At 66.9% G+C, this 21267-nt stretch carries 21 protein-coding genes; 11 read left to right on the top strand and 10 right to left on the bottom strand.

All coding sequences use genetic code 11. The annotated features are described in order from the left end of the window. Positions 1–106: 106 nt before the first annotated feature. On the bottom strand, positions 107–400 hold the full coding sequence (locus E0E39_RS13230; RefSeq protein WP_130875169.1) for a hypothetical protein: 294 nt from the start codon (positions 398–400) through the stop codon (positions 107–109). A 75-nt stretch (positions 401–475) separates the two neighbouring features. Between E0E39_RS13230 and E0E39_RS13225 the strand changes: the two genes are divergently transcribed. The 4 genes from E0E39_RS13225 (at position 476) to E0E39_RS13215 (ending at position 3549) form a co-directional block, all read left to right on the top strand. Then, entirely contained in the window at positions 476–1192 is a 717-nt protein-coding gene (locus E0E39_RS13225; RefSeq protein ID WP_130875168.1) for a tyrosine-protein phosphatase, read from the top strand. A gap of 199 nt (positions 1193–1391) precedes the next feature. Further along, positions 1392–1943 carry a glutamine synthetase beta-grasp domain-containing protein gene (locus E0E39_RS16445; RefSeq protein WP_245988335.1) on the top strand — a complete coding sequence of 184 codons (552 nt, stop codon included), beginning with the start codon at positions 1392–1394 and terminating at the stop codon, positions 1941–1943. 6 nt (positions 1944–1949) lie between these two features. Further along, positions 1950–2885, top strand: coding sequence for a type I glutamate--ammonia ligase (locus tag E0E39_RS16440; RefSeq protein ID WP_245988333.1), 936 nt, complete (start codon positions 1950–1952; stop codon positions 2883–2885). A 91-nt stretch (positions 2886–2976) separates the two neighbouring features. Then, positions 2977–3549, top strand: a complete 573-nt coding sequence (locus tag E0E39_RS13215; protein ID WP_130875167.1) for a TetR family transcriptional regulator — start codon at positions 2977–2979, stop codon at positions 3547–3549. Here E0E39_RS13215 and E0E39_RS13210 read toward each other — a convergent pair. After that, positions 3538–5076: an MFS transporter gene (locus tag E0E39_RS13210; RefSeq protein ID WP_130875166.1), complete on the bottom strand. Its 1539-nt coding sequence runs from the start codon at positions 5074–5076 to the stop codon at positions 3538–3540. The two genes, E0E39_RS13215 and E0E39_RS13210, sit on opposite strands and share 12 nt — an antisense overlap. Before the next feature lie 598 nt (positions 5077–5674). On the opposite strand from E0E39_RS13210, the gene E0E39_RS13205 reads away from it, so the two are divergent. After that, positions 5675–6082: an SdpI family protein gene (locus E0E39_RS13205; protein WP_130875165.1), complete on the top strand. Its 408-nt coding sequence runs from the start codon at positions 5675–5677 to the stop codon at positions 6080–6082. A 1349-nt stretch (positions 6083–7431) separates the two neighbouring features. Here the strand turns inward: E0E39_RS13205 and E0E39_RS13200 are convergent. Both E0E39_RS13200 and E0E39_RS13195 read right to left on the bottom strand, forming a co-directional pair. Beyond that, entirely contained in the window at positions 7432–8049 is a 618-nt protein-coding gene (locus E0E39_RS13200) for a hypothetical protein (RefSeq protein WP_130875164.1), read from the bottom strand. Positions 8050–8544: 495 nt separating this feature from the next. Further along, positions 8545–10245, bottom strand: coding sequence for an NAD-dependent malic enzyme (locus E0E39_RS13195; protein WP_130875163.1), 1701 nt, complete (start codon positions 10243–10245; stop codon positions 8545–8547). Positions 10246–10423: 178 nt separating this feature from the next. Here E0E39_RS13195 and E0E39_RS13190 point away from each other — a divergent pair, with 178 nt between their 5' ends. Next, entirely contained in the window at positions 10424–10669 is a 246-nt protein-coding gene (locus E0E39_RS13190; RefSeq protein WP_130875162.1) for a hypothetical protein, read from the top strand. Positions 10670–10869: 200 nt separating this feature from the next. Next, positions 10870–11910 (top strand): glycoside hydrolase family 76 protein, encoded by a 1041-nt coding sequence (locus E0E39_RS13185; protein WP_130875161.1) that lies wholly within the window; start codon positions 10870–10872, stop codon positions 11908–11910. On the opposite strand, the gene E0E39_RS13180 is transcribed toward E0E39_RS13185, so the two are convergent. Beyond that, the gene (locus E0E39_RS13180) at positions 11905–12681 is read right to left on the bottom strand and encodes an alpha/beta fold hydrolase (RefSeq protein ID WP_245988332.1); all 777 of its coding nucleotides are present in this window, start codon (positions 12679–12681) and stop codon (positions 11905–11907) included. The two genes, E0E39_RS13185 and E0E39_RS13180, sit on opposite strands and share 6 nt — an antisense overlap. 65 nt (positions 12682–12746) lie before the next feature. Between E0E39_RS13180 and E0E39_RS13175 the strand changes: the two genes are divergently transcribed. The 3 genes from E0E39_RS13175 (at position 12747) to E0E39_RS13165 (ending at position 14061) form a co-directional block, all read left to right on the top strand. Continuing rightward, complete coding sequence (locus tag E0E39_RS13175; protein WP_165444800.1) at positions 12747–13310, top strand: TetR/AcrR family transcriptional regulator; 564 nt, start codon at positions 12747–12749, stop codon at positions 13308–13310. 185 nt (positions 13311–13495) lie between these two features. Continuing rightward, positions 13496–13702: a type II toxin-antitoxin system VapB family antitoxin gene (locus tag E0E39_RS13170; RefSeq protein ID WP_130875159.1), complete on the top strand. Its 207-nt coding sequence runs from the start codon at positions 13496–13498 to the stop codon at positions 13700–13702. Then, positions 13699–14061 carry a type II toxin-antitoxin system VapC family toxin gene (locus tag E0E39_RS13165; RefSeq protein WP_130875158.1) on the top strand — a complete coding sequence of 121 codons (363 nt, stop codon included), beginning with the start codon at positions 13699–13701 and terminating at the stop codon, positions 14059–14061. Before E0E39_RS13170 ends, E0E39_RS13165 begins: the two co-directional genes overlap by 4 nt. A 133-nt stretch (positions 14062–14194) precedes the next feature. Here the strand turns inward: E0E39_RS13165 and E0E39_RS13160 are convergent, their stop codons facing one another. From E0E39_RS13160 to E0E39_RS13145, 4 genes are read right to left on the bottom strand one after another with little or no spacing between them, the layout of a single operon-like run. Then, entirely contained in the window at positions 14195–15040 is an 846-nt protein-coding gene (locus E0E39_RS13160) for an ABC transporter permease subunit (RefSeq protein WP_130875157.1), read from the bottom strand. After that, on the bottom strand, positions 15033–15971 hold the full coding sequence (locus E0E39_RS13155) for a carbohydrate ABC transporter permease (RefSeq protein WP_245988331.1): 939 nt from the start codon (positions 15969–15971) through the stop codon (positions 15033–15035). The genes E0E39_RS13160 and E0E39_RS13155 overlap by 8 nt, the downstream gene beginning before the upstream one ends. Positions 15972–15985: 14 nt before the next feature. Next, the gene (locus E0E39_RS13150) at positions 15986–17248 is read right to left on the bottom strand and encodes an extracellular solute-binding protein (RefSeq protein WP_130875156.1); all 1263 of its coding nucleotides are present in this window, start codon (positions 17246–17248) and stop codon (positions 15986–15988) included. Between the two features lie 25 nt (positions 17249–17273). Next, positions 17274–19466 carry an ROK family protein gene (locus E0E39_RS13145; protein ID WP_165444799.1) on the bottom strand — a complete coding sequence of 731 codons (2193 nt, stop codon included), beginning with the start codon at positions 19464–19466 and terminating at the stop codon, positions 17274–17276. 430 nt (positions 19467–19896) lie between these two features. Between E0E39_RS13145 and E0E39_RS13140 the strand changes: the two genes are divergently transcribed. After that, positions 19897–20610, top strand: coding sequence for an NADase-type glycan-binding domain-containing protein (locus tag E0E39_RS13140; protein WP_165444798.1), 714 nt, complete (start codon positions 19897–19899; stop codon positions 20608–20610). Between the two features lie 195 nt (positions 20611–20805). On the opposite strand, the gene dtd is transcribed toward E0E39_RS13140, so the two are convergent. Next, a complete protein-coding gene (gene dtd / locus E0E39_RS13135; RefSeq protein WP_130875153.1) occupies positions 20806–21243 on the bottom strand; it encodes a D-aminoacyl-tRNA deacylase in 438 nt (145 codons plus the stop codon). Between the last annotated feature and the right edge of the window lie 24 nt (positions 21244–21267).

The raw sequence follows: 21267 nt of genomic DNA, 5'->3' as shown, positions 1-21267 counted from the left end.
AGGGACGGGGAGCCCGTGAGGCTTGTTCGCGGTCCTCCCAGGTGTGCGCTGACCAAGGGGTTCGCTGGGCGTCGTGCTGCCTGTGAACAAGCCTCCGCGATCGTCGCTAATCGGGCTGGTCGGGGAGTGCCTCGATGACGATTCCACCGAAACGCGCCTCGTCGGCGTAGCAGCTGATGCCGTCGATGAAGCAGCGGTGACCGGGATGGGTCTCGGTCTGGTTTGAGTCCGCGTAGTAGGCGATGAAGCCACTCCCGATGGACGTGTTGAAGAACTCCAGGGCCCGCCCCGACTCGTCGGAGGCCTTCGCCGCGCAGGTGTCGCACACCCTGCGCGGGTAGCGCGGCAGGGTTTTCGTGGTGGCGCCGCAGATGGGGCACGGGATCTCGATCAGGGGCACTGCGTTCTCCTTACCTGTCCTCTCAATCATCCTGCGGTTCGGGGCCGTGCCGTCCACCGGACGTAAACTGCCCGGGTGCGGGAACTCGACTGGGGCGGGGTGCCCAACATTCGCGACCTCGGCGGGCTGACCGGTCGCTGGGGCGTCACACGACACGGGAGGATTGCCCGGGGACCTCGCCGCGAGCTGATCCCGGAGCAGGGCTGGCGGGCCGCCCGCGACTGGGGACTGCGGAGCGTGGTGGACCTGCGCTGTCCCGAGGAGCAGGGCAGGCGCGACGGCGATCCCCGGGTGGGGGAGGACGCCCTGCGGGACGTGACGATCCTCTCCGCACCCACCGAGGACCACGACAACGCGGAGTTCCGGGAAACCTGCTTCCCGATCCTCGATTCCCCCGAATACTGGGCCCACAACCTGCGAATCCTCCCCGGCCTGGTGGCCGCCGCCCTGACGACGCTGGCGGCAGCCGAACCCGGGATCCTCGTGCACTGCAGCGCAGGACGCGACCGCACCGGCATGGTGACCGCCATCCTCCTCGCCAACGCGGGAGTCGCGCCTGGTGCCGTCGCCGATGACCACGCGCAGTCCGTGCGGGCCATGGCGGGGGTCACCAGTCACGCCCCGACCCACGACCGACAGGCCGCGTGGAGCGATGAGCAGGTGACGGCGTGGCTTCGCAGGACACAGCCCCTGGTCGAGCGGTTCGCGTCGGGAATCCCGGCCCATCTGGAGATGATCGGGCTTCCCGAGATCACCCGGAACCGGCTCCGGGCGCTCCTCCTGGATGCGTGAACCCTGTCGACTGCTGCCCCTACATCCGCGGATGACGGTTGCGCAGCACTCAACCCGGTTTTTGCCGCTTGTGGGGCGATTCCGGGCGTTGAGTGCTGCGCAACCGGGTTAAGCGCTGGTGAACGGTCCCCGGGGCGGCTGTGTCGTAACATGTCTGAAACATCTGAGACAATCGGGACAGCTCGAAGAGGAGGACCCCATGGTGGAGATCGACACCCTTGCCCTGAATCCCAACCCGCTGGTTCGTGCGCTCGGCAAACAGCCGCACGAGTTCACCCGGGCCGACATCACCCGGTTCGTCGCCGAGCAGGGCATTCCCATGCTCAACCTGCGATACCTCGGCGGTGACGGGCGGTTGAAGGTGTTGAACTTCGCGATCCAGTCTGCCGACCACCTGGACAGGATCCTGACGATGGGGGAACGGGTCGACGGATCGTCGCTGTTCGAGTTCGTCGACGCCACCAGCTCCGACCTCTACGTGGTGCCGCAGCTGCGCACCGCGTTCCTGAACCCCTTCTCGGAGCTGCCCACCCTCGACATCATGTGCGGGTTCTACGACGTGGAGGGCAACCCCCTGGCCAGCTCCCCGCAGCAGATCCTCCGCAAGGCCCAGCAGGCCCTCGAGGACGAGACCGGCTGCCGGTTGGAGGCCCTCGGTGAGCTGGAGTACTACCTGTTCTCGCCCGCCGAGGACCTGTTCCCCGTCGAACCCCAGCGCGGCTATCACGAGGCCGGGCCGTTCTCGAAGTGAGAGGCGGTGCGCGTCGAATCCCTGGCCCACCTGACGCGGATGGGCTGCTCCGTGAAGTACGCCCACGCCGAGGTCGGGAACTTCATCGCCGACGGCCTCCAGATGGTGCAGCAGGAGATCGAGTTCCTGCCCACCGACGTCACCCGCGCCGCCGACGAGATGGCCCTGGCGAAGTGGGTGGTCCGGCGGGTGGCGCACTCCCACGGCATCGAGGTGTCGTTCTCGCCGAAGATCGTCGTCGGGCAGGCCGGTTCGGGCATGCACTTCCACACCCGGTTGATGAAGGACGGCGTCAACCAGTTCTCGGAGGGCTCCGGGCTCACCGACGTGGCGCGCCGCGTCGTCGGCGGCTACCTGTCGCACGCCGCTTCCCTCACGGCCTTCGGTAACCCGGTTCCCACGTCCTTCCTGCGGCTCGTCCCGCACCAGGAGGCCCCCACCGCCATCTGCTGGGGTGACCGCAACCGCTCCGTGCTGGTGCGGGTGCCGCTCGGCTGGCAGAACCTCGACGACCGCATGTTCCGCGACGCCAACCCGCAGGAAGGCCCCGTCGGGGAACTTCCCAACGACTCCCAGACCGTCGAATTGAGGTCCCCTGACGGCGCGGCCAACATCCACCTGCTGCTGGCGGGCCTCACCGTCGCCGCCAGGATCGGGCTGAGCGACCCGTCGATGCTGGACTACGCGATGGCCCGCTACGTCAGTGGCGACGCGTCCAGGCACGAGGGCCTCGACCAGCTCCCCTCCTCCTGCGCCGAGGCGGCCCGGCGGCTGCTGGACCAGCGCGCCGACTACGAGGCGCTGGGTGTCTTCCCGCCCGGCCTGATCGACGCCTGGGCCGGGCAGCTGTTCGCGCTCGAGGACGAGAACCTGCGCGAGGAGATCGCGGCCGACCGGGTCCTGGTGGAGGACCTGGTGGCGCGGTACTTCCACATCGGGTGACGACATCCCACGGGGGAACCGTCTCGCGGGCCGGGACGGATGTGAATCCGCCCCGGCCCGCGACACGCGCGGCCTCCAGTAGGGTGAGCCCATGACCCGGGACGGCCACCACACCCGCAACGCCGAACGCACCCGCGCGGCGGTGCTCAAGGCCGCCGCCGAGGTGCTCGCGGAGCGGGGGACGGGCGCTTCGCTGGCCCGGATCGCCGAGGTGGCCGGGGTGTCCAAGAGCGGTCTGCTCCATCACTTCGCGAACCGGGAACAGCTCATCGTCGCCCTCATGGAGGACGTGGTGGCCACCCTCCGGGAGGCCGTGATGCGGCATCTCGACGCCTCGGACGAGCGTCCCGGGAGGCTGCTGCGCGCCTATGTCAGGGCACTCTGTTCGGGATCGGAGGAGGTGCTGCGGTACTTCTCCCCGACCCCGGTGTGGGCGGGGGTGTTCGAGTTCCCGGAGGCCATCGAGGTCTCGGAGCGGGACGCCGCGTGGTGGGCCGAGAACCTGGCGGCCGACGGCCTGTCCCCGCAGCGGGTCCTGGTGGTGCGTCGCGCCGCCGAGGGGCTCGCGATGGCAGTCTGCTACGGCGAGGAGACGCAGGCCAGCCTGGCCGAGGGCAGGGAGCTGCTGCTGTCCCTGACCGAGGGCGATGCGCTACCGGACTGAGCTTTCCACGTCGGTCCGGGGTGCTTCATCGGGGATGGCCTCCTCATCTGACGGGGTGGTGCGGGGGATGGTGAACCAGGCGAGAACGGCGGTCGCCGCCAGCAGGACCGCGGCGCCCGCCGAGGTCCACTGCATCGCCGTGGTGAAGGTGTGCCGCGCCCCGGCCAGGGCGGGATCGGCCGGGCCCAGTTGCGAGATGGCCGAGGCCAGCGACTCGCGGAGCTCCGGGCCGGTGTCGGGCGGCAGGGCGGCGCGGTACAGGGCGGTGTGGACGGACCCGAGGAGCGCGATCCCCAGGGCCGTGCCGAGTTCGTAGGCGGTCTCGGCTATCGACGACGCCGCCCCGGCGCGTTCGGCGGGCACCGCCCCGACGATGGCGTCGGTGTTGAGGGTCATCGACAATCCGATGCCGAAACCCACCAGCGCGAAGGCGATGATGATCCCGACCAGCCCCGTCGCGGACTCGGCGAACACCAGGATCACCAGGCCGACGCTGCCCAGCCCGAGCCCGGCGCTGATCGCGCCGCCGGTGCCGAGCCTGCGCACGGCGATCCCCGTGAAGGCGACCACCACGATCGCGGCCACCGTCCCCGAGAGTTCCAGCAACCCGGCCTGGAGGGGGCTGAGCCCGCGCACGAGCTGGAGGTACTGGGAGAAGAAGAACAGCAACCCGACGAAGGCGAAGATGGTCACCGTGTCGGCGGTCACGGCCGCGGTGAAGGCGCGGTTCCGGAACAGGGAGATGTCGATCAGCGGGGTGGTGAGGGAGCGTTGCCGGCGCAGGAACCACCAGCCCGTCACCAGCCCGAGGGCGAGCGCGACCACCGCGGTGGGGGTGGGGCCGGCGGAGAAGACCTCCTTGACGGCCTGCACCAGCGAGACGATGGCCACCATCGACAACACCGCCGACAACAGGTCGATCCGTCCCTTCCCGGGGTTGCGCGACTCCGGCAGCAACCACAACCCGCCGGCGACCACCAGGATCATGACGGGGACGTTGATGAGGAAGACGCTGCCCCACGGGAAGTGCTCCAGGAGCGCCCCGCCGATGATCGGTCCGATGGCGGCCCCGGCCATCGTGCCCGCCGACCAGATGGCGATGGCCCGTGTGCGCTGCTGTTTGTCCGGGAACAGCGAACGGATGATGGCCAGCGTCGACGGCATGATCGTCGCGCCGCTGATCCCCAGCAGGGCCCGGGCCGCGATCAGCAGCTCGGGGGAGGTGGCGAACGCCGCCAGCAGCGATGACAACCCGAAACCGACCGAGCCGATCATCAGGAGGCGTTTGCGGCCGATGCGGTCGGCCAGGTTGCCCATCACCACGAGCAGGCCCGAGAGCGTGAACGAGTAGATGTCGCCGATCCACAGGATCTGCGACGCGCTCGGCGCCAGGTCGGCGGTCAGGGCGGGAATGGCCAGGGTCAGCACGGTGCCGTCGATCGCCAGCAGCATGACGGCCAGGGTGAGGACGCCGAGGGCTGCCCAGGAACGGCCGGTCGCGGCGGGGGCGGTGCGGGAGGAAGTCATGTCCACACACCTTACCGACCAAATGGTCGGTAACAAAGCGGTGGCGGGTCGTCCGAGGGCTCGGGGTGTGGATCACGGTGTCCCGGCGGCCGGTCGGCCGCCGGGGCACCGCCGTGTGGAAGTCGGGTGGACCCGGCTCGAGAGGGAGCGGATCCATCCGGGGTCTCGATGGGTCGACCCACAGGTGCCCGGTTGGAGGGAGGGAAGGCCTCGGGTGGCGTGGGTGCAGCAATTCCGAAGCCGTCCCGAAGGTTTCCTTCTTGTTTTCCTCGTGGCGAGAACCTGATGCCCGATAGTCTATCCCTGAGAGGTGGAGGAATCATTTTCGGCCTCCTCTTGCGGTTGAAAATCAACATAGAGGACGCTGTGCTGAACTTTCGTTTGTTAACGAAAGTTCAGCACAGCGTGAATGTGGGTTCGCGAACTCGTCCGTGTGGTGGTTCCACACCTTCGTAAATGCACATTTTTCAACGCACAACACGATTTAGTAAAATAATCAACTACTGTCCGTCGGATCCTCCGACGGACCTGGTCCCGGGGCGGTGGCCCCGTGATCCAGTGGGCTAGGCCGCCACCGGGTGGCAGGAGAGGAGGTGCGGTGAACCCCGAAGAGGATCTGGTGATCGTGGAGTGGGTGAGTCGGGTCGTCCTGGCCGGGGTCATGATCTTTGCGGGGTGGTTCATGATCGTACTGGCGCGCTATATCCGCGGTAGAAATTTCAAGCGGGGGGAGAAGATCGGTATTCGGACGGTCAGCACCATGGCAAGCCGAGAGGCGTGGCACGTGGCGCATGTCCAGGCTGCCAAGTACGTCCAGATTGCGGGTCTGGTCTCCTACCTTTCCTCCGTGTGGGTGATGGTCCCTTACTTTTCTTATCAGATTGCGACGACGGGCTTCTACACGATTGTCATGGCCGTTGTCGGTACCGTCTTGTACGGTGCGTACCTCGGGGACCAGGCGGCAACGGAGTACCTTCGCGACCAGACGGATGAAACGACGGAATGAGGAACTCCGGGTGATCTCAGGGGCGGCATCGTCCTCCCCGGGGCGGAGCAGGACGTGCCGTCGCGTCCCGCGAAGGTTTCGCAGTCGATGCCGGTGTGTGCCGGCGGGTCGGGCCGTTCTGCTCGGAGGTCCACCCGTGGTTCTCGCGGTATGTGCGAACGCCCCGCAGGGCAGCACCTGCGGGGCGGTGAGGCGGGGCTGATCTCCGCGGCGCCCAGTGCAATGAGGCTTGTTCACGGCCTCTCCGAAGCTGGTTGGGCCGGACCGCGACGGGGAGCAGGTGAAAGAACGTATCGCTCGTGGACGTGCCCGCCACGCGGACTACGAAGCTGGTTGAGCCGGACCGCGACGAAGGGGCAGTCCGTGTCGAAACCACCAAGGTCCGCCGCAACTCCGGGACGCGACCACCAGAGGGTTGCGCTGGCCATCCCCCCGCCTGTGAACAAGCCTCCAGGGTTGGCCGGGTTGGTCTCCTTTTGTTTCTTGCTTTTCTTCGTGAGGGTTTGCTGGCCTTATCGGTGTTTTGCTGGCTCTGATCCTGTTTTGCTGGCTCTGATCCTGTTTTGCTGGGCTTGTTCATGTTTGCCTGCGCTGTGAGGCCAGCAAACATGAACAAGCCCAGCAAAACATTGGTAAGGCCAGCGAACCGCTGGTGTGACGGATGAACTGAGGCTTGCTCACGGCGTCTCCGAAGCTGGTTGAGCCGGACCGCGACGAGGGAGCAGTCCGAGTCGAAACCACCAGAACCCGCCGCAACTCCTCCTTGGATGCGACCGCCAGGGATATCGACACGGCCTACTCGCAGAGCGGGCAGGCCGGCTCAAGCGACTTTCACACCTCAGCTGCATCCCCTGACCAGAGGATTGGGTTGACCGGTGCCCTGCCTGTGAATAAGCCTCAATGAAGTCCGGTCTGGAAGACCGGAACAATTCGTACGTGCGAAACGTAAATCGAATCCGGACATGGAGTCTCAATGAAGTCCGGTCTGGAAGACCGGAACAATGGCTCGCCTCGGAAGGCGGTCCTGACAAGGAACTTTACCAGCCCCTGCGAGCGCTCCGCCTCGCGGGGCTCCACAACACACCACTCTTGAGTTGTCAGGGAGTAAAACACCTAGTCAAACCCCCTGCGAGCGCTCCCTAGGGGAGACGACACGACCGGAGGTCTCGCAGCGGCTCACACCACCACGGACCCCTCGTCGGGCAACCTACCCGGCACCCCCAAGCATAACGGCGCCCGTCGGGGCGGAACCATCCCGGTAGCCTTCCCCCGCGCGGATGCCGCACAGGGGTCGGGGAGGGTCTTCCTTCGATCTGTCGTGGCGCCCGTCGGCTGCGCGGTGGCTCGGGTCAGAAAGTGGTGACCCCGTCGCGATTCATGAAGGCGCCGTGGCCGGTTTCGGTGTTCCAGCAGGTCAGCCCGTTCTCCTCGGAAGCGCACACATACTTCTCGTAGTAAACGGCGGCGCCATAGGGGACCACCTGTGGTTCGCGGTCGGGGTCTGAGAACAAGTGGTGCCGCACTGCCTCCACTTTTTCGACAGATCCATCGATGGGAACCCACCATCGCGGTATTCCATTGTCGCTGCCGTACGGCTGATCTGCTTTGTAGCTCTGGATTCCGCAACCGGCGTAATCCGGAGTGATCTCGCAGCCGATGTTTCCCGAGGGAGTTTTGATGACGGCCATGATGGGAACGGATGCGACTCCTTCCAGTGGATAGACCGCTGTGATGAGGGTGGCGTGTGCGGGTCGGGGACCGCCTGCGCCCGGGTAGATTCCCGAGCTGCTCGGTTTCGTCGTCCCGGCCGTGGGGATCGCGGGTTTCCGTGCCTGGGTGTCGTGTGTTTCGGGGGTGCGCGTGGCGGGACCGTCGATTCCTTCCGTGCTGGTGATCGTTCTGCGGTCCGCGGGAGCGTTCGTCGTCGCGGGTGGGGGAGCGCTTGCATGGATCGTGCAACCGGTCAATGGGAGAAGTGTCGATATCAGTGTCGCGCCCAGTGCGGCAGCCTGTCGGTGAACGGATGAGAGCGGGGACACCGTGTTCTCCTGTGATTGTGATGACCCACCTGGTGGTGTGGGCGCAGAATACTCCTGATTCAATTCGCGATTGCCGGTTCGAGCAGGTCGACTGATCGAACCGGGAACGCCGATCGGTTCTTCTCGACCTGTCGCCGAGGATCCGGGCGTCGGTTTTCCCACCGAGGTAGAAGGGCGTCACTCGGTTCGTCCACAACTCCTTGAGGCTTATTCACGGGGGCACCGGCCAGCGCAATCCTCCGGTGGTCGTGTCCTGGGAATTGCGGCGGGCTCTGGTGGTTTCGACACAGCCGTTCGCTGGTGCTCACGAGCTGGCTCAACCAGCATCCTGCGCATAAGCCTCCCCGGATGGCAGGGAGAAACTCCAGCACGACGACCCGGCCCGGGCGTTGGCTGCCGAAGCGCGAGGACCCCGGGGGCGGTTCACACGATACGCAGCTCCGGGTATTCCGGCTTCCACATGCGCTCGTAGATGTCCTGGATCGGGTTGGTCAGCGGGCGCCTGGCCAGGCCCTGGGATTCGGCGGTCTCCGCGACCGCCTTCGCCACCGTCGCCGCGACCATCCGGAGGTCGCGCATGGTCGGTAGCAGCGACGCCCCCGGCTGGTGCTCGTTGACGAGCCCGGCCAGCGCCTGGGCGGCCGCGTAGATCATCTCCTCGCTGACCAGCCTGGCCCGCACCACCGACACCCCCAGCCCGAGGCCCGGGAAGATGAGGGCGTTGTTGGCCTGGGCGATCGTGTGGTGCACGGAACCGCGCCGCACCGGCTCGAACGGGCTGCCCGTCGCGATCAGGGCCTTGCCGTCGGTCCAGTCGAGCAGGTCCGAGGGGCGGGCCTCGCAGCGGTCGGTGGGGTTGGACAGCGGCATGATCACCGGACGTTCGCAGTACGAGTGCATCTCCCGCACCACCTCCTCCGAGAACGCCCCGCCGCGTGCGGATGTGCCGATGAGGATGGTGGGGTGGGCGTTCCGGACGGTCTCCAGGAGGTTCACCCGATGCGGATCGGCGACCTCCCAGCCGTCGATCTCGGAACGGGGTCGCGCGTAGGGGCTCTGGAACTCCCGCGTCCCGGGGCTGTCCTCGATGATCAACCCGTTGTGGTTGAAGGCGTAGAACTGACCCGGATCACGGCCCGCCGCGCTGAGCGCACCCTGGATCATGTCGGCGATACCGATGCCCGCGGTCCCGGCGCCGTAGATCACGAAACGGTGCCTGCGCAGCGGGATCCCGGTGCGCCGCACTGCCGCGATCACGGCGGCCAGGACGACGGCGGCGGTGCCCTGGATGTCGTCGTTGAAGGTGCAGATCTGTGTGGCGTAGCGCTGCAGGATTCGGTGGGCGTTGGCGACACCGAAGTCCTCCCAGTGGATCATCGCGTTGGGGAAGAGCTTGGTGACCACCTGCACGAAACGGTCGATGAACTCGTCGTACTGTTCGCCACGGACCCGGGCGTGACGCTCCCCCAGGTAGCGGTCGCTGTGCAGCAGCCCCAGGTTGTCGGTGCCGACGTCCAGGACCACCGGGATGGCGCGCTGCGGATGAATGCCCGCGGCGGCCGTGTACAGCCCCAGTTTCCCGATGGCGATCTGGATGCCGCCGATTCCCTGGTCGCCGATGCCGAGGATGCCCTCGGAGTCGGTGACCACCACCAGATCGACGTTCTCGGGGGTCAGCTCGAAGTTGAGCAGCGACTCCTCGATGCGTTCGGGATGGTCGATGGACAGGAACACGCCCCGGGTGCCGACGTACTCGTGGCTGAACCGTTCGATGGCCTCCCCGATGGTGGGGGTGTAGACGATGGGGAGCATCTCCTCCAGGTGTTCGCTGACCAGCCGGTAGTACAGCACCTCGTTGCGGTCCCGCAGCTGCGACAGGTAGATGAACTTCGACAGCGGGGAGGGGCAGCGGCTGAACTGACCGTAGGTTCGTTGCAGCTGCTCCTCGATGCTGGAGACCCGGTTCGTCAGCAACCCCGCCAGGTTGAGCTGCTCCCTCTCGGAGTCGGTGAACGCGGTGCCGCGGTTCGACACCGGGTTGGTGAGCACCAGTCGGCCGCGGGAACTGATCTCCAGGATGGTTCTCCGTGAACCGGTGTCCAGTTTGAATCCCGACTGCTGCATGTCGACGCGCCTCTCGCCTTGTGGTTGTTTCAATTGTTCAGGAACCCGGGGAAGCGCTGAACGAGGCCGGTATCGGCCAGGCCGTCCGATCCCGGGAGTCGCGGCCACGACATGATCAATCAGTGTTTCCCGGGGATCAATCTACCGGGGTGGGGCCATCCGTGAACGCGGTGGGTGGATGGGGCTGAATTGCGGACACCGACCCAACGGCTACTTCTGGGCGGGTGTGGCGAACTGGCTCATCTCCCGGGGCCTGGCGCCCGAGGTCGGCATGGACCCCGAGAGCAGCATGTTCTCCGCCCAGGGAACCCCGGCGGAACTCGACGCCTTCCTTGCGGCCATCGCCCCGTATCTGCTGGAGGACGACGCAATGGCAGCCCTCATCGAGGAAGCCGACGCCGCCGGACACGATTTCGACGACTGACCGCGCGCCCGGCGCGCAGGAAACACCGTGGCGGCCGGCCCATTCCACGGAACCAGCCGCCACGGTATTTCGTTGAATGTGCAAGAATCTGGTCGGGGTGATGCCCGACCGTGATGATTTTCTCCCGAACCGGCACCGCGTGACAGGTCGCGCTGGTTAACTGGGCCGTGACCATCCCTGTGGGGGAACAGGAGGATGAAATGCAGATCCCCAGTCCCGTCGATCGTGCCGCACTGGCGGAACGCGCCGTTCGGACACGCAGCATTCGACGTCTCTGGGCGATGCCCGGGACCCGCCTCGGGGTGGTGTCCCACCCGTCGAGGCTGTCCCATCGGCTGTTTCTGGCGTGGCGATACTGGTGGCAGGCGCACCTGTTCGACTGCATCGTCGACGCCCAGACGCGCGCTCCCGAAGCGGAACGGGCCGGGGTGGCGCGGAAAATGGCGCGGGCCAGCCTGATCCGTAATGGTTTCAAACGCACGAACAGCTACTACGACGACATGGCCTGGTGGGGGCTCGCCCTCCAACGCGGCAACGACGTCCTCGGGACCTCGGTCAGCGTCGAGCCCATCATCCGGGCCTGCCGCGGCGCGATCCGGGCCGAGGGCGTGGTTCCCTGGCGAGTCGGCGACGATTTCCTCAACGCCCCCGCCAACGGGCCGGTGGCCATCATGCTGGCGCGCGCCGGGTACCGCGACGAGGCGGCGCGGATCACCGACTGGATCGCCAAGAACCTGATGCTCGGCAGCGGCCTGGTGGCCGACGGGGTGGTGGCCTCGCCGGAGGGGGCGCGCCTCGACGCCACCGTCTACACCTACTGCCAGGGGGTCGTGCTGGGTGCTGAACTGGAGGTGATGGGGGCGGAGTCCCCGCGCCGGATCGCGGACCTGGTCTCCGCCACGTGGCGTCACCTCAGCGACTCCGACGGGGTGCTCACCGGTCAGGGTGGGGGCGACGGTGGTCTGTTCGCCGGGATCCTGGCCCGCTACCTGACGCTCGTGGCCAACCGGCTCCAGGGCAACGACGACACCCGCCAGCTCGCCGCCCACATGGTGCGATCCTCCGCGGAAGCGGCGTGGCGCAACGCTGCCATGGACGCGGATGGGCTGCCGAGCTTCGGACCCGAGTGGAGCCAGCCCGCGCAAGCCCCCGAGCGGAAGCGCTGGACCACGGAACGCGACCTGTCGGTGCAACTCTCGGGCTGGATGCTCATGGAGGCGGCAGCGGCCCTGGGTTCATGAACCTTCGTGGCGTTCCATGAAGTCGAGGATCGCGGCCCCGGCCCTCTCCGGTTCCTCCAGGGGCAGCGAGTGCCTGGCCCCCTCCCAGAGGCTCGCCTCCACCATCGGCACCAGTTCCTCGGCGCGGCGCACCGCACCCGGGGGATCGGACAGCACGGCGCTGTTTCCCGCCATTGCCACGTGCACCGGGACGGCCAGTGAACCGAGCTGGGCGTCGGTGAACTGCTGCGGGAGGTCGCGGGCGGAGGAGTAACCCGTGGTTCCCGCGTCGATCATGCGGGCCAGGGGGTCGTCGCGATCGGTGGTCTCGCTGCCGCCGATCCGCGCCAGGGCGGCGTCGCGCCACGACTGCGGCAGCAGTGGGATCGAGGCCGGAATCGCCAGCAGGTAGACCTCCCATCTGAGGCCGGAGAAGGTCTGCACCGGGTCGAACAGGCTCAGCGAGACCGTCTGCCCGGGATGGTGCAGGGCGAAATTGGTGGCGAGCCAGCCGCCGAAGGAATGCCCGACGACGTGCACGTGCGGGGCTTCGAGTGTGGTGAGGGTCTCGCTGATCCAGCCGGCGTTCGCCTCGGTGGTCTCCAGCGGCACCGACTGGTTGCTGAGACCCGCGTCGCCCAGCGCGTCGACGGCGTAGACGGGACGTTCGCGGGTCAGGACCGGCAGGAGAACGTTCACGATCAGCGATGCGACCAGGGCCAGGACCAGCAGCCGGCGGCGCTTCCGGCGAGGTGGGCGTCGCGTGGGGTCGGGGAGAGCTTCTTCGATCATAGCAATACATTTGCACTGTTTCTTTTGCGATGCAAGTGCACCGCCACAACCTCTATGCTCATCCCATGCCGAAACTGGTGGATCACGACGTGCGGCGCAGGGAGATCGCACAGGCCGTGTGGGCCGTCATCGCCGAGCGGGGGATCGAGGGCGTGACCCTGCGCTCCGTCGCCGCCGAGGCGGGGATCTCGGTGGGGCGCATCCAGCACTACCACGCCTCGCGGGAGGAACTCGTCCGCGACAGCTGCCGAGAGCTGCTGAAGGCGGCGACGCAGCGGTTCGAGGCGGTCGACGACGCCGCTCCCGGGGAGCGGCTGCGCCGGCTCGTCCTGGGGCGGATCCCGGTCGCCCGGGAGTTCGCGATCGGCACCTCGATCTGGCTGGCCTACGAGGCCAAGAGCATCGACGACCCCGTCATCGCCGACCTGGTGCAGCAGGGGCACGCGGGGGGTGTGCGGGAGGCGGCCGCGCTGCTCGACGAGTGCGGTGTCGCCGACGCCCCCGCCGTCGCCCTGCGTCTCATGGCGACGGCCGAGGGGCTGGCCGTCCGGGTTCTGGTCGGCGGTCTGGAACCCCGGGCGGCCACCGCGCTGCTGGAGGATCTGATCACCGAGGTGCTGCCCGGCTGAATCGGCGGGAACCGAACCGGGCGGGACGCCTCCCGTGCCGTGGGGTGTCCCGAACCGGTCGCAGGCAAATTCATCCAAGCCGCACGCGCGACCCCGCCGTGTGCTTCGATCAAGGTTCGGAACACGGCGGCGACGCCATCGTGGGCATCAGTTGATGCTACGTTTGATGCCGGAGAGGACGACTCATGAGAACCACCGTTACCCTGGATGACGATCTGGTGGCGCGCGCCCAGGAACTGACCGGCGTCAAGGAACGCTCCGTCCTGCTCCGCGAAGGTCTGGAGACGCTCATCCGCGTGGAGAGTGCCCGCCGCCTGGCCGCGCTCGGCGGCACCGAACCCGAGGCGCGGGTTTCGTCGCGAAACCGGGACATCGGGGACCTCGCGAAGTGATCCTCGTCGACACCTCCGTCTGGATCGACCATTTTCGTCGAAGCGACCTGCGCCTGGTGCGTCTGCTGCGCAGCGACGAGGCGGGGTGCCACGCCATGGTGATCGGGGAGTTGTCGTTGAGTTCCATGCCCGCCCGTTCGGTGCGGACATCGTACCTGTCCAACCTCTTCCGGTTCCCCAGCCTCCACGACGACGAGCTGCTGCACCTCGTCGAGTCCAGGCGGCTGTGGGGGCGCGGCCTCAGCCTGGTGGACGTGAACCTCATCGGGTCGGTCCTCGTGGTGCCGGGGGCGTGCCTGTGGACCCGTGACAAAAGTCTTCAGAAGATCTCGGAAGAACTTGAGATCGCCTTTGAGTGAAGGCCGATCGGAGTTGGTTGAGCCGAACCTCACGGACCTCAGCGAACCGGTCGCGCGGAAACCCTGGTGAGGGTGTCCGGGGGCGGTTGCTTCTTCGTCGCGGTCCGGCTCAACCAGATTCGGGGAGAGGGTCTCAGCCCTTCAGGCCGGAGGTCGCGAGCCCCTCGATCACCTTGCGCTGCATGGCGAAGAACAGCACGAAGATCGGTGCCATGGCCATGACCGAGGCAGCCATCATCAGGTTCCAGTCGGTCACGTGCTGGCCCGCGAAGGTCGCGATGCCGGCGCTGAGCGGCATGTTCGACTCACGGGTCGTCACGATCAGCGGCCACAGCAGGTCGTTCCAGCTCCACAGCACCGTCGTGATGGCGACGGCGAACAGGCTGGGCTTGACCAGTGGGAACATCACCTTCCAGAACACCTGCCACGGGTTGCAGCCGTCCAGCCGGGCGGCCTCCTCCAGCTCCTTCGGCAGGGACATGAAAGCCTGCCGCATCAGGAACGTCCCGAAGGCCGAGAACAGACCCGGCAGCACGATGCCCCACGGGGTCTCCAGGAGATTGAGGCCCTTGATGATCTGGTACTGGGTGATCAGGAACGCCTGGCTGGGGATCATGAGGATCGCCAGCAGCAACCCGAACAGCACGTTGCGGCCCTTGAACTGCATCCGGGCGAAGGCGTATCCCGCCATCGAGCACAGGATCAGCTGGGCTCCCGTCCGCAGCGCCGTGATCAGCAACGACGTCCAGAACTGCGAGAGGAACGGGATCCTGGTGAACACCTCCGTGTAATTTCCCCACTGCGGCGAGCCCGGGAGGAACTGCGGGGGCACCGCCTGGATCTCGGTGTTCGTCGACAGCGACATCAGCACCTGCCACACGAACGGGAAGACCATCGTCAGGCCGCCGAGGGCCAGGACGACGTGGGCGGGCAGGAGACGGCTCTGCTTGTGCATGCCCCGGTGCGGTCGATCAGACATAGTGCACCCACTTCTTCTGTCCCCAGAACTGGAGCGCCGTCACCACACCGACGAGCGCGAGGATCAGGATGGAGACCGCGGCCCCGACCCCCCGGTTGTTGTTGACGAACGCCTCCTGGTAGAACAGCGAGACCAGCGACCGCGACGAATTGGCGGCGGGGTTCCCCGCACCCAGCATCGCGTAGAGGGCATCGAAGAGCTGGAACCCGCCGATGGCCTGCATGATCGTCAGGAAGAAGATCGACGGTGTCAGCAGTGGAACCGTGATGCTCGTGAACTGGTGCCAGGAACTGGCCCCGTCGATCTGCGCGGCCTCGTAGAGCTCCTTCGGGATCGCCTTCAGGCCCGCCGAGAGGATGATGACGTTGAACCCGATCGAACCCCAGATCCCGAAGATCGCGACGGCCAGCATGACCACCCCGGGCGTGGACAGCCAGTAGGGCGGGTCCGATATCCCGATGGCCTTCAGCATCTGGTTCAACAGCCCGAAGTTGCCGTTGTAGAACAGCCGCCACACCTGCACGATCGCCACCGGCATCGCCAGGTAGGGCATGAAGAACAGCACCCGGTAGACGGCGCGTCCCTTCAGACCCGGCAATTCCAGCAGCGACGCGATGATCACGGAAAGCGGTACTGCCAGCAGCACCACGGCCGTGTAGAAGAGGGTGTTGATCATCGCGGAGGGAAGATCCGGGCGGGAGAAAAGGGTCGAATAGTTTTCCAGCCCGACGAACTTCTGATCGCCGCCGAAGGCATTCGTCCTGGTCAGCGACGCATACAGATTCCCGATGATCGGAAAGTAGTAGAAGATGAGGACGCCGAGCATCAGGGGGCCGATGAACAGCAGGGGCCAGGCCCCTGCCGACATCGGGTTGACGCGACGTCGCCGGGAGTACGATGCCTTCGCTCCGCCACTCCTGTCGACGGTCATTTCCGTTTACTCCTTCACTCCTGCCCGAGCGCCGTGTTCATCTCGGCGGCCAGTTTCTTGCAGCCCTCCTCGGCGCTCACCTTGCCGGTGAACACCTCGCTGAGGCTGGTTTCCTTGTCGGCCCAGGCGGAGGTGTTCTTCGAGACCGGGTAGGGAACCGCGTAGGTCTCGGCCGCCTTGGTGAACACGTCGAGGTTCCAGCCCGGAGCCTGCTCCAGCCACTTGGCCTGGGTGCCGTTGAAGGCCGGGATCGCCGTGCCGTTGGCCGCCTCGGTCTCGGCCGCGGCCTGGCTGCTGAACGCCCGGACCGCCGCCTTCGCGGCGGCGAGGTTCTTCGACTTCGCCGAGGCGACGTAGGCGAGACCGTGGATGATGGTGGCCTGCGTCTCCTTCTTGGGCAGCGGCACCACGACGACCTCGTCGCCCTTGAACTGTTCGCGCAGCTCCTTCACGTGCCAGGAACCGGCCCACATGATGCCGGCCTGCCCGTTGAGGAACTGCTGCTTCGCGGGGGTGTCGGCGAGAACCTGCATCTCGGGCATCGAGCCGTCCTTGACCAGATCCACCCAGTACTGCACGCCCTCGATGCTCTTCGGGTCGTCGAACCCGGACTTGTGGTCCTTGATGACGTATCCACCCGCCTGGTGGATGGTGTTGTAGTAGCTGGCCTGTCCGTCGTCGAGACCCACGACCACACCGAATCCGGCCTGGGCGTCTGCGATGGCCTTGGCGGCGGCGTGGTGCTCCTCCCACGTCCACTCCCCGGTGGGCACCTGCACCCCGGCCTTGGTGAAGATCTCCTTGTTGATGAAGCAGGCGATGGTGTCGTAGTCCTTCGGCACGCCGTACTTCTTGCCCTCGACCGTGTAGAGGTCCACCAGCGCCTTCGGGTACTTGTCCCAGGCGACGTCCTTGAGGTCGTCGATCTCGGCGAGCATCCCGTTCGAGGCGTAGAGCTGGATGTTGGGTCCGTTCATCCAGAACACGTCGGGCAGCTGGTCACCCTCGGCCTGGGTGCGCAGCTTGGTCCAGTAGTCCTTGTAGGCCGCCACCGACGGGGTGATCGTGATGTTCGGGTACTCCTGGTTGAAGGCCTTGATGTTGGCCTCGACGGTGGGTGTCTGGTTCTTGTCCCAGTAGAACAGGGTCAGCTCGGCCTTGGTGTCCTTGCTCAGCTCCTCGCCGGACGCCTGCTGACCGCCCTGCCCGGAACAGGCCGACAGGGCGGATGCCGCTCCGAGCACCGAGGCGGCTGCCAGGAAGGTGCGACGCTTCATCGGGTTCTCTCCTTCTGATCGATGGTCACTTGACCTGATTGTTGGTGAAGTAGGTGATGATCTCCGGGTCCAGCCTCGGGATGTCCCGGGGGGAAGAGCCGTTGCGGAGGGAATCGGTGGCGGCGATCGCCGCGGCGACGGCGTACCAGGCGCCGAGCGGGGAGGTGTCCGTCGGGGTGCCGTCGGTGATGAAGGAGACGAACTCGCTGATCGTCAGGACATCGGCGTCGTCGTGTCCCTTGTCGTCGCCCTTGATCGGGAACCGGGCGTCGCCCTCCGAGTCGTAGAGGTGACGTCGGTTCCACAGCTTGATGTGACCGCCCTCGTAGTCGCCGAAGTTCTCGATACGGCCCTCCGTGCCGATCACGGTGTAGTTGCGCCAGTAGTCGGGGGTGTAGTGGCACTGCTGGTAGGAGGCGAACAACCCCGACTCCATCCGCATCAGCATCATCGAGATGTCCTCGACGTCCACCACCGGGTTGAGGCCCTTCTGCGACAGCGGCGGCCAGTTGTCCATGTCGAACCAGTCGCCCAGCAGCTGCCCGGAACGGTTCTGGCGGTCGGTGATGCGGTCGTAGAGGGTCAGGCCGCCCATGGCGGTGACCTGTGTGGTGTGGGAATCGGCCAGCCAGTGCATCACGTCCAGGTCGTGGGCTGCCTTCTGCAGCAGCAGGCCCGTGGCGTGCTCGCGGGTGGCGTGCCAGTCCTTGAAGTAGTAGTCGCCACCGTTGCCGACGAAGTGACGGCACCAGATCGCCTTCACCTCGCCGATGGCGCCGCGACGGATCAGGTCCCGCATCGAGCGCACCACGTGCATGTGGCGCATGTTGTGTCCCACGTAGAGCTTCGTGCCGGTCTCGTGGGCGGTTCGCAGGATCTCGACGGCGTCGTCCATGCGGGTCGCCAGGGGCTTCTCGACGTAGACGGGAATCCCGGCCCGGAGCAGCTCGCAGGTCACCGCGGCGTGCGTGTCGTCGGGGGACGTGACGAGGGCCGCGTCGATGCCCTCGGCGATCAGTTCGGTGACGTTGCGGGTCAACTTGATGTCGCTGCGGCCGAGGCGCTGCGGGAGACGCGCCTCGGCATCCGGGTGCGGATCGGCGGCGGCGGTGATGCGGCAGTTGAGTCTCGGGAGCTCGAAGTGTTTGGCGATGTCGGCCCGGGCTCCCACCCCGACCACGCCGATACGCAGCGTGGCGCGCTCCGAGGCCGCCGGTTGTGCCGTGGACATTGGCGAATGGATTCCTCTCGCTGTGATTCTCGTGATGTGGCCGATTTCCTTGGGAATCGGGATCAGCCGTGTGGACTCGCCGAAGAGAGCGGTCCGGGCATCCTGGAGGGCCAGGGACAGGGCCCCGACGATGGCGGCACCCTGCCCGAGCCGGGAAACCTGGAGATTCAGTTCGGCCGCACTCGACTCGCGATTGACGCGCAGGTGGTCGATGATCTCGGCGAGAATGCCCGGGGACTCGCGGTTCGGCAGGGTCAGGACGATGCACGCGGGATCGAGGACCGCGGAGACGGTGCCGATGCTCTCCGCGGCGCGCACCAGGTTTCCCGGCGCCGGACCGGACTCGTCGACGATGCGCAACCCCACCTCGCCCGCGTTCTGCCGGTTTCCGCGGTGCAGCTTGCCGCCCATGACCAGGCCGGTGACGATGGCCCGTGACAGGGCGATCAGGAGGAGATCGTCGGTGGGTTCGAGGGAACCGTCCCCGCAGCGCAGGGCGAACTCCCCGAAGGCGGAGGCGTTCACGTCGTTCTCGATCCGCACCGGCAGGTTCAGGCGTTGTGAGAGTTCGCGGCCCAGGGCGAAACCCTCCCACTGGGGGACGGCGTCGCTGCGCATCAGACGGCCGTCGAGATCCACGGTGCCGGTGGTGGACACCACGATCGCCAGCGGCGGGCCCGCGGTGCCCTCGGTGATGTGCGTGCTGATCAGGTCCAGCAGGGTTGTGAACCTGACGGAGGAGTCCACGCTGACCCCGGACCTGTGGTCGGTCTCGATGATCTCCCCGTCGAGGCGGGCGACCGCCAGCAGCGCGCTGCGATGGAGGAGATCGACGCCGATGACCACCCCGGCGTCCTTGCGGGGGGCCCAGGTCTCGGCGGGTCGACCGACGTTGCCCTCCGCTCCCTGGGGGGCCACCAGACCCAGCTCCGTGAGGGAATCGAGCAGGGTGGTGATGGTGGGTCGGGACAGGCGGGGCCGTTTCATCAGTGAAATGACGGGGGGGGTCGGGGGGGGGGCGAGGGGCTCGTAGACACCGGCCAGGCGGCTCGGCCTACTGTTGTGAATGCGTGTGGGCATCAGCGACCTCGTTTTCTCAAGATACTTACGTAAGTACCCGGCTGAACAAATCGAGAGTAGAGGGATCACGGCCAAATAGTCAAGAAAGCAATTACAGGCCGAGGCCTCCTCCGGTTCACTGCGGCCGGTGGCGCTCGTTCCGCGTGCGCATTTTCCCGCGGAACGAACGGCTCCGCCTCGTTTTGTGGGGAAATCCAGCGCATGTTCCCGGGGCTTCCTGATCCCTGCGCGACGAGTGTGTGGGGAGTGTCCCATGGGTTTCCGTCCGGGGAAACGGGATCGGTGGCTTTTCCGCAGGTTTTCGTGACGGGCGCGGGCGACGGCGTAGCATGACCGCATGTCAAAGCGCCTGCCCGATGAGTACTTCCGGCAGACCATTTCCGAATCCTCCGACGTGCGTTCCACCGCGTCGGGCGAGGGGCCGTGGGTTTCCCCGGGCGGCAGCGGTCGCAGGCCCCGCTGGGTCTCGCTGCGCCTGGTGATCGCGAGCTGCGTGGCGGCGGCGCTGGTCGGGGTCATGGGGACGAGGCTGGCCATGCAACCGGAGAGCGAGACCTCCTCACCGACCCCCAGCCCGTCCATCACCAGCGTTCTCGACCTGACCCCTTACGACGGGGCCGCGACACCCGTCGCGGCGTACCGCGCCACCGGGGAGTGCTCGCAGGACGGACAGGATCGGGCCGCGGCACTGGTGGACGCCCGGGCCGACACCATCTGGCGCTGCCCCGGCGGTGGGGTCGGGGAGACGATCACCTTCGGTTTTCCGCCCGGAACGGAGCTGGTCGGGGTGCGCATCGTCAACGGCGACGCCACCGGCGATGCCTACCGGACGGGGCGCAGGATCATGGCGGTGCGCTGGACCTTCTCCGACGGTTCCTGGACCGTGCAGCCGCTCGACATCAGCCATCCGGAGTATCAGGAGGTGCGGTTCCCGCCCGTCGTCACCGAGGACGTCCTCATGACGGTGCTGTCCACCACGGAACCGGGAGGCCCGGGAACCGACGCCGACGCCGTCGCGGTCTCCCGCGTGGAGTTCCTGGGGCGCGGCTGAGCACCGGCGTCAAGGGGCTCCACCGGTCCGGCCCCCGCCCGCACGCCTGCTCTCGGGGCCTCGCCGTTTTGCTGGCCTTGTTCACGGTTTGCTGGTCCTGTTCACGTTTGCCTGCGCTGTGAGGCCAGCAAACTTCAACAAGCCCAGCAAACCAGTGATAGGGCCAGCAAACCGGTGATGGGGTCGGCGAGAGGTTCACTCCCAGGCGGCGGTGTCGATGAGGATGGTGACCGGGCCGTCATTGACCGACGCCACCTGCATGTCGGCGCCGAAACGGCCGCGCTCGACGGTGGCGCCGAGGGCCTCCAGCTCGCTGGCGAGGGCCTCGATGACCGGCTCGGAGACCGACCCCGGGGCGGCCTTCGACCAGCCGGGGCGGCGGCCCTTCCGGGTGCTGGCGAACAGCGTGAACTGGCTGACCACCAGGATCGGGGCGTCGACGTCGCGTGCCGAGAGCTCGTCGCGCAGGATCCGCAGCCCCCAGATCTTCGCGGCCAGGGTTCTCGCCGCCGCGGCGTCGTCGTCGCGACCGACGCCGGCCAGCACCAGCAGTCCGGGGCGGGGCAGCTCACCGACCACCTCGCCGTCGACGGAAACACTGGCGGAGAGTACCCGGGTGATGACAGCGCGCATGGGTGTTGTCTACCACGTCCCGCG

Origin of the sequence: [Pseudopropionibacterium] massiliense (genome assembly GCF_900607225.1) — a bacterium.
GTDB lineage: Bacteria > Actinomycetota > Actinomycetes > Propionibacteriales > Propionibacteriaceae > Arachnia > Arachnia massiliensis.
The sequence above is the reverse complement of the archived record's forward strand: the minus strand, read 5'-3'. Positions and strand labels throughout refer to the sequence as shown.

Coding starts and splice junctions, on each gene's coding strand:
- E0E39_RS16445 (WP_245988335.1), top strand. CDS start 1,392: ATGGTGGAGATCGACACCCTTGCCCTGAATCCCAACCCGCTGGTTCGT.
- E0E39_RS13215 (WP_130875167.1), top strand. CDS start 2,977: ATGACCCGGGACGGCCACCACACCCGCAACGCCGAACGCACCCGCGCG.
- E0E39_RS13210 (WP_130875166.1), bottom strand. CDS start 5,076: ATGACTTCCTCCCGCACCGCCCCCGCCGCGACCGGCCGTTCCTGGGCA.
- E0E39_RS13195 (WP_130875163.1), bottom strand. CDS start 10,245: ATGCAGCAGTCGGGATTCAAACTGGACACCGGTTCACGGAGAACCATC.
- E0E39_RS13190 (WP_130875162.1), top strand. CDS start 10,424: ATGGGGCTGAATTGCGGACACCGACCCAACGGCTACTTCTGGGCGGGT.
- E0E39_RS13185 (WP_130875161.1), top strand. CDS start 10,870: ATGCAGATCCCCAGTCCCGTCGATCGTGCCGCACTGGCGGAACGCGCC.
- E0E39_RS13180 (WP_245988332.1), bottom strand. CDS start 12,681: ATGATCGAAGAAGCTCTCCCCGACCCCACGCGACGCCCACCTCGCCGG.
- E0E39_RS13175 (WP_165444800.1), top strand. CDS start 12,747: ATGCCGAAACTGGTGGATCACGACGTGCGGCGCAGGGAGATCGCACAG.
- E0E39_RS13170 (WP_130875159.1), top strand. CDS start 13,496: ATGAGAACCACCGTTACCCTGGATGACGATCTGGTGGCGCGCGCCCAG.
- E0E39_RS13160 (WP_130875157.1), bottom strand. CDS start 15,040: ATGTCTGATCGACCGCACCGGGGCATGCACAAGCAGAGCCGTCTCCTG.
- E0E39_RS13155 (WP_245988331.1), bottom strand. CDS start 15,971: ATGACCGTCGACAGGAGTGGCGGAGCGAAGGCATCGTACTCCCGGCGA.
- E0E39_RS13150 (WP_130875156.1), bottom strand. CDS start 17,248: ATGAAGCGTCGCACCTTCCTGGCAGCCGCCTCGGTGCTCGGAGCGGCA.
- E0E39_RS13145 (WP_165444799.1), bottom strand. CDS start 19,466: ATGAAACGGCCCCGCCTGTCCCGACCCACCATCACCACCCTGCTCGAT.
- E0E39_RS13140 (WP_165444798.1), top strand. CDS start 19,897: ATGTCAAAGCGCCTGCCCGATGAGTACTTCCGGCAGACCATTTCCGAA.
- dtd (WP_130875153.1), bottom strand. CDS start 21,243: ATGCGCGCTGTCATCACCCGGGTACTCTCCGCCAGTGTTTCCGTCGAC.